Annotated in this window: 14 protein-coding genes; 7 read left to right on the top strand and 7 right to left on the bottom strand. The window is 56.9% G+C overall.

What is annotated here, in order from left to right; all coding sequences use genetic code 11:
• Positions 1 to 134: 134 nt before the first annotated feature.
• The 6 genes from FPV09_RS07735 to FPV09_RS07710 all read right to left on the bottom strand — a co-directional run bounded on the left by FPV09_RS07735 (position 135) and on the right by FPV09_RS07710 (position 4,125).
• Positions 135 to 569 (bottom strand): ferritin family protein, encoded by a 435-nt coding sequence (locus FPV09_RS07735; RefSeq protein ID WP_148882964.1) that lies wholly within the window; start codon positions 567 to 569, stop codon positions 135 to 137.
• Entirely contained in the window at positions 566 to 1,393 is an 828-nt protein-coding gene (locus tag FPV09_RS07730; protein WP_148882963.1) for an HAD-IIA family hydrolase, read from the bottom strand. Before FPV09_RS07730 ends, FPV09_RS07735 begins: the two co-directional genes overlap by 4 nt.
• A gap of 30 nt (positions 1,394 to 1,423) precedes the next feature.
• Positions 1,424 to 2,014, bottom strand: coding sequence for a TasA family protein (locus tag FPV09_RS07725; RefSeq protein WP_148882962.1), 591 nt, complete (start codon positions 2,012 to 2,014; stop codon positions 1,424 to 1,426).
• A gap of 94 nt (positions 2,015 to 2,108) precedes the next feature.
• Positions 2,109 to 3,095: a DUF1616 domain-containing protein gene (locus FPV09_RS07720; RefSeq protein ID WP_148882961.1), complete on the bottom strand. Its 987-nt coding sequence runs from the start codon at positions 3,093 to 3,095 to the stop codon at positions 2,109 to 2,111.
• 38 nt (positions 3,096 to 3,133) lie between these two features.
• Complete coding sequence (locus FPV09_RS07715) at positions 3,134 to 3,376, bottom strand: hypothetical protein (protein ID WP_148882960.1); 243 nt, start codon at positions 3,374 to 3,376, stop codon at positions 3,134 to 3,136.
• Positions 3,367 to 4,125 carry a hypothetical protein gene (locus FPV09_RS07710; protein WP_148882959.1) on the bottom strand — a complete coding sequence of 253 codons (759 nt, stop codon included), beginning with the start codon at positions 4,123 to 4,125 and terminating at the stop codon, positions 3,367 to 3,369. The genes FPV09_RS07715 and FPV09_RS07710 overlap by 10 nt, the downstream gene beginning before the upstream one ends.
• A 57-nt stretch (positions 4,126 to 4,182) precedes the next feature.
• Between FPV09_RS07710 and FPV09_RS07705 the strand changes: the two genes are divergently transcribed.
• Genes FPV09_RS07705 through FPV09_RS07685 form a run of 5 tightly spaced genes read left to right on the top strand, consistent with a single transcriptional unit; the run spans position 4,183 to position 9,833 of the window.
• Positions 4,183 to 6,021, top strand: coding sequence for a hypothetical protein (locus tag FPV09_RS07705; protein ID WP_210411119.1), 1,839 nt, complete (start codon positions 4,183 to 4,185; stop codon positions 6,019 to 6,021).
• The gene (locus tag FPV09_RS07700) at positions 6,018 to 7,040 is read left to right on the top strand and encodes a DUF4350 domain-containing protein (RefSeq protein WP_148882957.1); all 1,023 of its coding nucleotides are present in this window, start codon (positions 6,018 to 6,020) and stop codon (positions 7,038 to 7,040) included. Before FPV09_RS07705 ends, FPV09_RS07700 begins: the two co-directional genes overlap by 4 nt.
• The gene (locus FPV09_RS07695; RefSeq protein WP_148882956.1) at positions 7,037 to 7,966 is read left to right on the top strand and encodes an AAA family ATPase; all 930 of its coding nucleotides are present in this window, start codon (positions 7,037 to 7,039) and stop codon (positions 7,964 to 7,966) included. The genes FPV09_RS07700 and FPV09_RS07695 overlap by 4 nt, the downstream gene beginning before the upstream one ends.
• Positions 7,963 to 9,243 carry a DUF58 domain-containing protein gene (locus tag FPV09_RS07690; RefSeq protein WP_148882955.1) on the top strand — a complete coding sequence of 427 codons (1,281 nt, stop codon included), beginning with the start codon at positions 7,963 to 7,965 and terminating at the stop codon, positions 9,241 to 9,243. Before FPV09_RS07695 ends, FPV09_RS07690 begins: the two co-directional genes overlap by 4 nt.
• Positions 9,240 to 9,833, top strand: a complete 594-nt coding sequence (locus FPV09_RS07685; protein WP_148882954.1) for a hypothetical protein — start codon at positions 9,240 to 9,242, stop codon at positions 9,831 to 9,833. Before FPV09_RS07690 ends, FPV09_RS07685 begins: the two co-directional genes overlap by 4 nt.
• Here FPV09_RS07685 and FPV09_RS07680 read toward each other — a convergent pair.
• Complete coding sequence (locus FPV09_RS07680; RefSeq protein ID WP_148883768.1) at positions 9,815 to 10,777, bottom strand: NAD-dependent epimerase/dehydratase family protein; 963 nt, start codon at positions 10,775 to 10,777, stop codon at positions 9,815 to 9,817. The two genes, FPV09_RS07685 and FPV09_RS07680, sit on opposite strands and share 19 nt — an antisense overlap.
• Positions 10,778 to 10,866: 89 nt before the next feature.
• Here FPV09_RS07680 and FPV09_RS07675 point away from each other — a divergent pair, with 89 nt between their 5' ends.
• Both FPV09_RS07675 and FPV09_RS07670 read left to right on the top strand, forming a co-directional pair.
• Complete coding sequence (locus FPV09_RS07675; RefSeq protein WP_148883767.1) at positions 10,867 to 11,862, top strand: sugar phosphate nucleotidyltransferase; 996 nt, start codon at positions 10,867 to 10,869, stop codon at positions 11,860 to 11,862.
• A 102-nt stretch (positions 11,863 to 11,964) separates the two neighbouring features.
• Positions 11,965 to 13,056, top strand: a complete 1,092-nt coding sequence (locus FPV09_RS07670; protein ID WP_148882953.1) for an AAA family ATPase — start codon at positions 11,965 to 11,967, stop codon at positions 13,054 to 13,056.
• Positions 13,057 to 13,298: the final 242 nt, after the last annotated feature.

Here is a 13,298-nt window from a genome sequence, read left to right as displayed (position 1 = left end):
CAGCGTAGCCCTATGATGCGCCCGGTAATATACCTTACCCCACTCAGTGTTGCCACGGTGACGAATTTTGACTTCAAAATTTGCCCGGAGGGTGAAGGGATAGAAAAATGGATGTCGGATAATTTATCCGAATGTCAAAGGGTTTCGTAGACCAGTTTAAGTCGGTAGGCGTGTTTTAGCTCTTCCCCGGCCATCATTTTGAATATGTGTCCCAGGGAACCGTCCACTATCTGAGCGAGCTTTGTGTAGAGCTCGTAGGCGTGCTTCTCCCTCACGAGGGCGTCGAGCACCAGCTCCTCGAGGCTCCCGGGCTTTGCCCTCTCATCACCCAGCATCGGTTCGAGGGACAGGGAGTCGAGGTAGTCTATGACCGCGGTTCCCTTCAAACTGCCCTCCGCGAGCATTGCCTCGAGGGTTCTCCTGTGCCTCAGCTCCTCCTCGGCCATCAGCTGAAATGTCTCCACCAGATCGGGCCTCTCGAAGGTGGCGAAGGTCTCACCGAGCTTATGGAGGTTGTACAGCTCGTTCTCCTGCCAGACCAGCCTCTCAAGAAGTTCCCCGAGTCTCATTCCGATGCCTCCACGAAGGTCTTCAGGTAGTCGAGGAGCTCCCTCACGCTCGGAAGGATGATGTTTGGGGCTATGCCGGTTTTCTCAATATCTCCCGGCGTGTTTACGCCCGTCAGGACCATTAGGGCTTTCATGCCGAAGCGTTTGGCGAAGACGATGTCGGTGTCGAGCCTGTCGCCGACCATCCAGATTTCATCAACGTCCCCGAACCCCATCAGCCTCTCCCTGGCCACCTCGAAGGCCGGTTCGTTTGGCTTGCCTATCACCAGCGGCTCCACACCCGTTGAGGCCCTCAACGCGGCTATTATCGCCCCTGCCCCTGGGTGGATGCCGTCCTCCGCGGGGTACGTGGTGTCGGGGTTGGTGCCTATGAACCCAGCGCCGTTCCTTACCGCCAGCGTGGCGTACTTGAGCTTCTCGTAGGTCAGCTCCGGGTCGAGCCCTACGACGACGTATTTGACTTCTTTCCATCCGCCGTTTCTGGCTTCATCGACACCAATGATCCCCCATCCGAGGCGCTCCATCTCCCTGCGCAGCCCTTCCCCGCCGATGACGAAGATTTCTCCTGGTTTAAGGTGTTTTTCCATGTAGAGCCTCGTTGCCAGGCCGGAGGTTACTATCGCCTCCTCAGGGACGTCTATCCCCATCGAGATGAGCTTCTCCCGGTACATGGAGGGGTCCTTTGTGGAGTTGTTGGTGAGGAAGATGAACGGAACGCCCGTGTCCTTCAGGAATTCTATCAGCTCCCTGGCACCGTCAACCGGTTTGTTCCCCCTGTAGAGAACGCCGTCCATGTCGAAGATTAGGCTGATTTTTCTCCGCATGAAAAAAGAATGGAGTTGGGGTTTAAAAGCTCACTGCTCCGCGCTTACCGTCAGGTTCACCTTTACCCCGTCCGTCTGGCATTCGTTTCCAACGGTCTTGGGCAGGGCGAAGCGTATCCTTATCCTCATGGTTTGTCCCGGGGTTAAGGAACCCCTGAAGATTGGGATATTCTTCCCGCTCAGCTCGGCTAAGCTTACTCCAGCGGCCTCCTTCACAGTGTGCTCACCGTTTGGCCCCTCAACGGCCACTTCAGTTACAACCAGATTTTTGCTGAGCTCCCCTTTGTCGGGCGTATTGTCGACGGTCTTCTCCGAGGGGGAAAGTTCACCTGCCTCGTAGTCCTGAACGTGGAACGTTAGAGACACCTTTGATACCGGCATGTCTCCCCTGTTCTTCACGGTGAGGACTACGGTTTTTTCGTCCCCTGGCTTTATGTCGGAGAACTCGAATGCCTTCACGTCCCTGTAGAACCTTGATCCGTCTTTGCTTATCCCTATCGAGAATTCGCCTGTTTCTATGGTTCCTCTGGACGTTACCGCGTCAGTAAAGAGCGCCTTCCCCGCGGTCGTGGCTAGGAGGGCGGCCAGGATCCCCAAAATAACGATGGTCTTTGGTTTCATATTAACCACCGACAATGGTTATCACTGGATTTTCGATGGAATTGCTTATAAGATTTTCTATCAACAAAAGAAAAATCGAGATTATAGTGGATCGTCAGCTGACGCGGACGTTCAGTTTTAAGCTCTGCACGGTGCCGTTTATTGCCTCCAGGATAAGGTTCTTTGCATCCGTTTCTACGTAGTTTCCGTTGGGCGGCGCGGGGGGAAGCTCTGGAGGTTTATCTTTGAAGAGGAGGAACCAGACCTGCCACTGGCCGGGCTTATCGATTCTGAACGTGTAGTTGGTCTCGAACTGGGGTGTCCAGTTGCCTTCGATGTTGACTGGAACATTGGGAAGGGTCACGTTGAACCAGCCGGGCATGGGGTACATCTCGTGGATTAGGGTGGTGTTGGTCGTGTTGTCCCAGGTCAGGTTGACCAGCCAAATCTGGACGTAATAGGTCACGTTTCTGTGTTCGTGGTTCACTATGCCGATTATCACCGTTCCGTTCTCTCCAGCGAATAGCTCCGTCGGGTAGTCGTCCGCGATACCCCCTGGTCCGAGGATGTAGAACTCTGTGAACGCTTCTCCCGGCTTGGGGTGCGTAACCACGTAGGCAAGCGTTCCGATAGAGGTTATTATTGCGATTATCAGAATAACCGTCAGTGCTTTGTCGAGTTTGCTTGACTCGTCCCATTCGAGTTCTTCCTTTATCCTTTCAATGGTTATCCAGGGTATCCAGGGTTCGATCGCGGTCTCCCTGCGGTAGATTGCGGCGAGGGCGAAGGCGGTGTTGAAGACGGTTAGGCTAACGAGGATGGGGGTGAGCCTTATGCCCCAGGGCGTGTAGTTGAGGGCCAGTCCTATGAGGGGGACGATGGCAATGCTGATGCCGAAGCTGAGGGCCAGCCTCTCAAGGCTGTCGAGCTCTTTCTTCTCCGGGAAGAGAGCGGTTATGAAGACGTAGCCCGGGAAGAACAGAACGAACGCCATGCCGAGGGCTTTTCTAACGATGCTGTCCGGAAAGAACGCGATGAGGAAGTCCAGGAACAGTGAGAGGATGATTATTGTGAGCGTGTCCCAGTGTTTTCTCCACTCCATTTCGTCCACCTGTTGCTTTTATGGTTTCAACCATCGTGTTAGCCCGAGAGCACCTCGTAGACTTTCTTCAGCACTATAAGGGCGAATAGGAATATCAGCAGCTCCACGATGGGCTTTATCTCCTCTTTCTTCTCCCTGCTGAGGAAGATGCCACCCACCTCGAGCGTCACGAGGAGGCCTATCAGGGTGAGCGTTATGAACACGTCCACGGATTTGACCGTGAGGGCGCTGATCAGTATCCACAGGGAGATGAACAGCATTACCCCGTCCTCTACATCCATTCTTCGACTCCCCCGAGCGTTCTGGCTCGCACTTCAATTCCGTACTCTTTCCGTTCGATGCTCTCGGTGACTATGAGCCTGCCGGTGGCCCGGGCCAGGGAGAGCATTATCGAGGAGCAGACTGGACAGGCCACCTGGTCGCAGCCCTCTGGACTGCACTGGAACGCCGGTCTGACCACGACCCTGAACCCGTCGTCCACCTCCTCGATGTAGACGGTTTTGGCGAGGTTAAGCGCCCTCAGGACTGAGCCCGCGACACTCTCCACGACCTCGGCTCCCGTCCCGTTGAGGGGGCCCTCAAAGAAGTCCTCGAACTCCCTCACAAGCTCTAGCCCAGTGGGCCTTATTGAGAGACCCATCTCCCGTTCGTTGCTCACGTTCGTGAGGAAAACCGTCTCGCTGTCCAGCTTCCCGAGGCTGGGTTCGAAGTCCTCGCGCAGGGGAATGAAGGTTCCGCCCTCCGGGAGGTTCTCATAGGGGGGTATGTAGACGGCCTTTCCCTCCAGGCCGAGATCCTCGACCATCTTGAGGAGGAGCTTTCTGTAGGATTTCATGACCGCCTCGAAGCCCTCTCGGTGGACGTAGCCGGGGCTTTTGAACGTGAAGACCACGGCGCCGAGGAAAAGGCCCGCCAGTCCGATGTTTATGAGTCCCACGTCTCCCCTGATTGCACCGGTGATGGCCGTTGCCCCGCCGATCACCGCGAGGAGGGCGCTTGCGGCGTTCTTTGCGTTGAGCTCCAGCTCCATCTGCTCACCTCTTTCATCTCCGGGCAAAAATTTAAAACGTTTACCAATCGACGGTGATTGGGGACAATGAGGCGGTTAATAATCCCTGCTGTAATAATTGGTCTGCTTCTTCTAACCTCGCCCCTTGGGCTAGCCCTGGAAAGGCAGGTGCCCGTTGAGGAGTCCCAACCCAGCGATGGTGGGATTTACGACTTTCTCTCTATCCTGATTGGCCTTTCTGAGTCCCTAACCGGCGCGGTTCTCGATGAGAGCAACGCTTCGCTGGGATACCTTGAGAGGATGGGGTTTGCGGTCAACGAGACCTCCCGTGAGGTGCTGCTCTACAGGGAGAGAGGGGTGAGCACGAGGCTCGATGAATACTTTCCCCCTTTCATTGATCTCTACATCGCCATGGTCGATATTGTTGAGGGTCAGCTTAAGTTCACTGAGTACTTCCCCATGGTTACCGGCGGCAACTCAAGCGCCTACCTCCCGGCGCTCCATGGTGTTGAGCTTGGAATTGAGGGGGTCTCCCGTGCCAGGGAAGCCCTGGGCGAAATAGCCGGACTCCCCTTCAGAACGTCCTCCGGCAACGTCACCCTGGACACATCGAGACTGGCGGGGAACCTAGACGAAGTGGAGCGGCTGTTCGAACGCTATGAGGCCCTTCTCAGAAGGTACCAGCCCCCGGAGAGCCCGCTCGTTCTCTACGTTTCGGATGATACCCCTCCCATCGGTTCCAACGTCACCGTCTACGGATTGGTCAGGGGAATGGGCTCGGTAACCCTCCACATGGTTTCCCCAAGCGGTTCCGAGGACATAGCCGGCGTTCTCGTCAGGGACGGTTCCTTCAGCAGGGCCTACACCCTTGGGGAACTGGGCATTTACAGGGTCTTTGTCACGGGCTATCTCAACGGGAGCCCCGTCCGCTCCAACACCGTCGAGATAAACGTCACCCGCATTCCAACGAGAATAGTGGCCGGCAACGGGAGCGCCTACATAGGAAGGCCCTTCCAGGTGACGGCGGTTCTTCAGGATTACCTTGGCAGGCCGATTGCCGGGGAGAAGGTCTTTGTGAGGGTTCCCGGCGGCACAACGACCCTGCGGACCGACCGGCTTGGCTACTTCCGCTTCAACGTCACCAGCGGTGCCGAGGGCACCGTACATGTTGTCATGACGTACCCGGGTTCCGGGCTTTACGGTCCGAGCCAGGCGAACATTTCCGTCCTCTTCACTCGGTATCCCCTCAGGATAACCCTGGGTGGGCCGGAGCGGGTTCGGGTCGGGCGGAACTTTACAGTTACGGTCAACGTGACTTCCGTTCATCCGGTTCCCGTCAGTATACTCGTCGACAACTCGACCTATGCAGTCGTGAACGCCTCGGCCCCGTTCAACGTCTCCGTGGTTCTCGATGATGCGGGAATGCACTCCATAGCCGCGGTTTTTTCGGGGGACTCACTCTACGCTCCCTCCCGCTCCAACGTTCTCTCGGTTGAGGCCGTTCCGGGACCGCCCTACCTGCGGTTTGTTCTTGTGGTTGTTGCAATGGTTGGGGCGCTGCTCATCTACCGCAGGCTCTCGGGTGGAAATGCTGGTGAGGGCATCACCGACGAGGAGCTGGTGGCCCTTCTCCGTGCGGAGGGGGAAGGCAAAAAGCGCGGCAAGAGACTTAACGAGTACTACCGGCACGTGTACCTGCGGCTGCTGTCCCGCTACAACCTGCGGAGGAGTACCACACCAAGGGAGCTTCTGACGTTCGTCCGCGGGGAACCCTTCGAGGGGCATCTCACGTCGGCCACTGACTACCATGAGCGCTACACCTACGCGGGGAGGAGGCTCACCGCCGAGGAGATAGTGGACTTCATCCGCTCCACCGCCAACGTTCTCCTTAAGCTCTTTGTGGGGGATGAGCTGTGAGGCGAGTAGTTTACGCGGTACTGCTGGTGGTCGGCCTGTTCCTCGTCATCGCCCCCCTCTCGATCCCCGTGTTCACCAGCAGCACTCCGTTCAGCGTGCTCAACACCGGCTGGGACGGCTGTTCCAGGTTTGGAAAGCTCCTCTACGGCACCGCAGATGGGAAGATAGTACCGGTGTTCTCTCCCTTTGATTCCTTTGGGCTGTCCGGCAAAAGGGGAACGCTCCTGATCATCGGTCCGGATATGGGATACAGCTCTGCGGAGATAGACGAGATACGGGAGTTCCTTAAGAACGGCGGTACGCTCGTGCTGATGGACGACTTCGGGACCGGGAACGAGATACTCTCCGGTCTGGGCCTGAGTGCCCGCTTTTCGAGCAAGCCCTACCGGGACGTGTTCTACTACAAAAACGAGAACTTTCCGGTTCTGGTAAGGATACTCGACCCGGCCCTGGCTGAGAACGTCAGCGGTGTTATCCTGAACGTGCCATCCGTTCTCCAGGGAGTTGGGGGTGAGATTTACACGAGCAAGGTGGCGGTAGTGGGGAGCGACTTTTCTCAGTATCCTGTTATGGCGGAGGTGGATTACGGTGATGGGAGGGTGATTCTTTTCTCGGATCCGAGCGTTTTCATAAACGATATGTACGGGCTGAATGAGAACTTTATACGGAACTTCGCCGACTACGCTTTTTCGGGGCCGGTCTACATCGACGAGGCCCACCACTCCAACTTCAACCTGTACCAGAGGGGGTACATTACGGTAAGGAGGAGCACGGACAGTGAGACGATTTTCTACGTCTTCCTGTTCGTTGCGCTCATTGCCCTCTTTGTGGAGAGCGGGCTTGCCTGGCTCGTGGTTGAAAAAACTCTGGCCCTGGTTTCCCGCCTCCTTCCGTCTGAGGCCGGCGAGCCCGTCGAGGCGGTGGTTCGGCGCCTCGCCGAGAGGGGGTACCGTGAGGATATACTCTTAAAGATGGTCCGCGAGATTGAGACGGGTAGAAAACTGGGTGGTGGAAAATGAAGGGTACCGACTTCCTCGAGAAGCTCAAAGATGAGATGCACAACGCCGTTGTAGGCAAGGATGATGTTATAGAGATGCTCGCAATAGCCCTCCTGGCGGAGGGCCACGTTATACTGGAGGGAATCCCGGGAGTGGCCAAGACCACAATAGCCAAGAGCTTTGCCCAGGCCATTGGACTGAAGTTCTCCAGGATTCAGCTTACCCCGGATCTGCTTCCCGCAGATATAATCGGAACCGTCTACTACAATCAGAAAACGGGCGAGTTCAAGATAAAGAAGGGCCCAATCTTCGGCAACGTCGTGCTGGCGGACGAGATCAACCGCGCCCAGCCCAAGACCCAGTCCGCTCTGCTGGAGGCCATGCAGGAGGGGCAGGTTACCATAGAGGGCCACACGCTCAGGCTTCCGCGCCCGTTCCTTGTTATAGCCACGAAAAACCCCCTGGAGTTCGAGGGCGTCTATACGCTTCCGGAAGCCCAGCTCGATAGATTTATGATCAGGGTTAAGGTGGGCTATCCCGACAGGGGGGAGGAGCTTGAGATGCTCCTGAGAAAGGACCGGGGTAAGTTCGTCGAGGTCAGACAGGTCTTCACGGCCAAGCAGGTTCAGGCCCTTATATTTGAGGCCAGGAAGGTCGGCACGAGCGAGCCGGTTCTTGAGTACTTATACGAAATAATCTCGCGGACGAGGAGCGACGACAGGCTACTCATCGGTGCCTCCCCCAGGGCGGGTGAGCATCTCCTCTACGCGTCAAAGGCCAGGGCATTCCTCCAGGGCAGAACGTACGTCATACCTGACGATATAAAGGCCGTTGCCGTTAACGTCCTGGCTCACAGGCTCATAGTGAGGGCCGAGTACGAGCTGGAGGGACTCAAACCTGAAACCGTCGTCAGGGAGATACTTGACTCCGTTGAGGTGCCTGTATGAAGCGGGAGGACGTGCTGTGGACGCTCGCGGGACTGGGCTTCGTTCACGGCTACCTCACTTCCAACGTCTTCAGCGCGATGTTTGGGATGGGGTTAGTTGCGTACATTCTCCACCACGACTCATCGTTTTCCCCCTCCCTGGAGGCCTCCGTTGAGGTTCCCGGCGAGGTGGAGGAAGGGGAGGAGTTCAGGATTAGACTCCAGCTTAAGAACACCGGGGGCCCGGTGGGAGTGGAGGTCTTTACTGAGACCTCCCCGGAAGTCGAATCCCGTCTGGTCTGGCTTTTCCTCGGTCGAGGGGAGTCCAGGGTTGTGGATTATCCCGCCCGGGCCTCCATGAAGGGCATCTACCGCGTCTCGACCGTCCTTCGCCTCTACGATCCGAGCGGCATGTACTTCGAGGAAATCGGGCTGGGGGAGGGGGAGCTGAGGGTATATCCGTCGGTCGATTCGATCCGAGAGGCCGCGAGGGAGGAGGCCAACATCAGGATCGCCCAGAGGATGAAGAAGGGTATCACCTCCGGTATCGACAGCATGGAGGTTCACGGCCTCAGGGAGTACTATCCCGGCGACGACCTCAGGAAGATAGACTGGAAGGCCAGCGCCAGGCTGGGCGAGCTGATAGTTAAGGAGTTCCTCCGCGAAACGGAAAGCCCGGTTTACATAGTTCTCGACGCCACCAGGGGCATGCGGCGGCGCGTGAAGAGGGCCAGGATAGATTACGCCACCAGCCTGGTCCTCTACCTCGCCACGCTCCTGGTGATGAAAAACCGCCGCGTCGGCCTGGTGGTGTACTCCGAGGACGGATTCAGACTCGTTCCCCCCTCTGCAGGAAAGGAGCAGGTAAACCGCATTCGGAACGCTCTGGAGTTCAGGCCGGCTGGAGGGAGGCCAGGCTTCAGAGCCAGGCTTGGCGAACTCTCCCCCCGGGGCAGGCGCTTCCTCTCGCGCATCTTTCCCCGCAGAAGGGCGGGCCTGGCGGAGGCTCTCCTGGGCATCAAGGGGTCGGCGCATCTCCTCCTGGTTACAGACCTAATGAGCGACACGTCCAGGCTCTACAGGCTGGTCTCAATGCTGAAGAAAAAGCACACAATAGCCATCCTCTCGCCAAACCCGGTGCTCTTCCACCCCGGCCCCCTGGATGAGGAAACCCTTAAAATCCTCTACGAAAGGTACCTTGAGAGGGAGGAACTGATCAGGAAGTTCAACTCCCTGGTACCAACCCTTGATCTCGGGCCCGAGGACTACGCGAGGGAAGTCGTGAGGGAACTGAGATGATGTGGCTCTTCGTTGCCCTCCTCGGTGGACTGGCACTGGGCGCCAGATCGGTTCTCCTGCTGCCCCTGGCCTACCTGGCCTCGTGGAAGCGGCGGGACTGGGGCCTGGCGATCTACTTCCTGTTCGGTGTTCTGGCCCTCAACGAGGTGCGCATCGGGGACGTACTCTCCTACGCGGCCGTTAAGGCGGTTTTCTTCCTCATCCTTCCCTCCTTCATGGCCCTGCGTGAGATGATGTCCTGGACTTCCCTTCCGAATCTTCCGAAGGACTACCGCGAGATTAGGCCGGAGGATGCGGTTCCCGCCGTCCTGGTGCTCCTTGGGATGGTCTACTGGCCCCTCTTCATCGCGGGCGTTCTTTTGCTCCTGGTGCAGGGCAGTGACGTGGGGGGTCTGGCATCCTCCAGACTGCCCCTTGCCACGGTGGTCCTGCCGATACTGGCGCTGGCCGCTCTGAGGGTGCTGCGTGGTGAACTTTACACTCCGGAGACCCAGGTCGCGCTGCTGGCGGCGTTCTCAATCTTTGCCCTCCTGTGGCGCTGGAGGGAGAGAAAAAGGGTGGATTTCAGGCTCTACGGGGATTCGATGTGATGGAGGAGCTCCCCCACGGTCCTCCTTACGGCCCCGTAGCTGTTGAGCCTTGGCCTCCAGCTCGTTTCCTTCGCCTTCTCTATGCTCAGGCGCATGAACTTGACGTCGCCCTTCCAGCCGCGGCCGCCGTCGACGCCGCCGGTGAAGCGGAACTCCGGCTCCAGGCCCATCCCCTCGCTCACTATCTCGGCTATCTCCCTCACGGTTATCCAGTCGTCGTTGCCGAGGTTGTAGAAATCGACCGTTTTACCGCTTTTCCTGAAGTGCTCGAAGATCTTAAGCATTCCATCAACGGTGTCGCTCACGTGGAGGTAGCTCTTCCTCTGGGTTCCATCTCCAAGTATCTCAAGCTCCTCCGGGTTCTTCCTGAGCTTGTTTATGAAGTCGTAGATTACCCCGTGGTTGGAGCGCTCGCCTATGATGTTGGCGAGGCGGAATATCAGAGCTTTGAACCCGAATGTGTGGGCGTAGCCGCTGATTAAAGCCTCAGCCGCCAGCTTCGCCCCGCCGTAGACGCTTATCGGCTCGAGCGGGGCGTAGTCCTCGGGCGTTGGAATCACAGATGCGTCGCCGTAGACCGTCGATGAGCTCGTGAAGACGAGGTATTCGGCCTTTGAGTCCCTCATCGCGTTGAGCAGGTTGTACGTTATGAGCACGTTGGTCTCGTAAAGCAGCTCCGGGCTCTGGGAGCCTATTCTAACCTCCGGGTTCGCCGCGAGGTGGAAGATGGCATCGACGCCCTCAACCGCCTCCCCAACGACCTTCGGGTCCCTCATGTCGCCCTCGATGAACTCGAAGCGTTCATGGTTTAACCAGCGCCTTATGTTTTCCAGACTTCCAGCGCTCAGGTCGTCGAGAACCCTGACCTCCCAGCCAAGCTCCATCAGCCTGTCCACCAGGTGAGAGCCTATGAAGCCGACGCCTCCCGTAACGAGAACCTTCATTCGTACCACCGCAAATGATGAGACAAAATTATTTAAATACGTTTGGACCCAATCTGTGACGGCTTTGATAACTCCTTGCGGTGATGTCAATGAAGGTCCTCATAATGGCCGGCGGCTACGCGACGAGGCTATGGCCCATAACCAAGGACAACCCCAAGGCTCTGCTGCCCGTTGGCAACAGGGTTATACTGGACTACATACTGGAGAAGGTGGGGGAGCTTGGACTTGAGACCTACATCTCCACGAACCGCTTCTTCGAGGCTCACTTCCGCCCCTACGCAGAGGAGCGGGGGGTTGAACTCATCGTCGAGGATACTCTCCACGAGGAGGAGAAGCTCGGCACGATAGGGGCCATGAAGAAGGCCGTCGATGAGCTGGGCCTTGACGACTACCTCGTCATCGCCGGCGACAACCTGTTCTCCTTCTCCCTGACGGACTTTCTCAGGGCCTATGACGGCAGGACGCTGATAGCGGTCTACGACGTCGGCGACCTCGAACTGGCGAAGCGCTACGGCGTTGTGGTTCTTGAGGGGGACAGGGTGATCTCATTCGAGGAGAAGCCGGCCCAGCCGCGCTCAACACTCATAAGCACCGGCGTCTACGTCTTTCCAAAAGTCGTTATGGAGCGCATCGATGAGTACCTCTCCAACGGCAACCGCGATTCCCCCGGCTACTTCCTCCAGTGGCTCCTCTCCAAAGGCGAGCCGATAAAGGCCTACCGCTTCTCCGAGTACTGGTACGACATAGGCTCGGCCGACAGCTATCTCGAGGCCCTCAAGACGCTCCTCCGGGAGAGCCACGTTGAGGAGATTCAGATAAGCCCCTACGCGAAAATAATCCCGCCGGTGGTTATAAAGAGGGGCGCCAAGATACTCGGCCGCTCCATAATCGGCCCCTACGCCTACATAGGCGAGGGCTGCGTCATCGAGAACTCCGACGTCAGCGACTCCATAATCTTCAGGAACACCGTCATCAAAAACTCCACCATCTGGCGCTCCATCATAGACGAGAAGTGCGAGATAAGAAACCTCGAGCTCAGGAAGAGTCTCGTCGGCGGGCACGCGAAGATACAGAGGGGTGAGTGAGACCCTACCCGTTTCGGGTGGGGTCTGCTTTTCTGGCCTTGAGATAGATCAAATCGCAATCCTTATTAACAATAAGACCCTACCCGAAACAGGTGGGGTCTAATGCTTTTTGACACCCGTCCAAAGGCTTCGATGGATGAGGTTTTTGGAAGGAAAGCGGAGTACTGGGAACTGGTTGAGAAAATCGAAAACGGGAGGAACTTCTTCGTCATCACCGGTCCAAGGAGGATCGGAAAGACCACCTTTCTCACCGCGGCGCTGAATGACCTTCATAAGAAGTACAAAATACCCCACATAATAATCGACGCAAGGACCATATCGACCGCCAACTCGAAGAACCCCCAGGGGCAGATCGTGAGGGAGATCCTCAGCATTAAAAAACATTCCAGAAAGGGGAGGCTCTCGAAAATAACGGACTCCATTGAGGGCATCACCGTTAAGGGGGTCAAACTGAAGCTCAAGAGGAACACTGAGTACACTTTGCCGGATATCCTGAGGGAGCTCAACGACTCCAACGAGATGCTCATAATAGCGTATGATGAGGCGCAGTATTTCAGGTACGCGAACGAGGACTTCACAAAAACCCTCGCCTGGGTTTACGACAGGCTGCCCAACATAGTCACGATCGTGACGGGCTCGCAGGTGGGTGTTCTTGAGAACTTTCTTAGATTCGATGACTACAAAGCGCCCCTCTACGGCAGGTACCACGTCAAGATACCCCTGGTGAGGTTCACTCCGTCCCAGAGTTTCGAGTTCCTTGAGAGGGGCTTCAGGGAGTACGGACTGTCCCCTGATCCAAAAGAGATTCTCTCGGCCATCAAAGCCCTCGATGGAGTACCCGGCTGGCTGACCCACTACGGTGCGAGCAGGGTCGATGGGAAGACCCACTGGGACGCCGTTCAGGAGGTTCTCATCGAGGCTGAGGGATACATCCGGTCGGAGTTCGAGGAACTTGACAGGGCTTCTCCGAGGTACAGGGCGATCATGGAAATCGTGGCGGGCATCACTTCCAGGAAGGACTCTGCCTCGTGGACGGAGATAAAGAACGCCCTTGAACTCCGGGAGGGCAGGGGGATCGATGATAAGAACCTTAATCTGCTCCTCAAGAAGCTCGTTAACTACGGCTTTCTGGAGCATGTGGGAAGGGAATACATCATCCCGGACCCCGTGATCAGAAGGCTCTTCCAGACGTGATGTTTTCAGCAAATTGATTTTTCAAACGACGTTAGAAGGAGTGAGGAGCGCCGTACAGACGAGGCCGGAGTGAAGTTCCACTCTTGACGGACCTTTCCCTAGTTAGTGATCCCGTGACCCTCTCAGATCATGGAACCACCGTTTGGGTTGGGCCTGCTCGGAGTGAAGCTTTCGCTTCAGTCTCCCCTGCACAGCACTCCTCATATGGTATTAGGTGCTTTAACTATATAAACCTTTGCTTT

This window comes from Thermococcus aciditolerans (assembly GCF_008152015.1).
GTDB lineage: Archaea > Methanobacteriota_B > Thermococci > Thermococcales > Thermococcaceae > Thermococcus > Thermococcus celericrescens.
The sequence above is the reverse complement of the archived record's forward strand: the minus strand, read 5'-3'. Positions and strand labels throughout refer to the sequence as shown.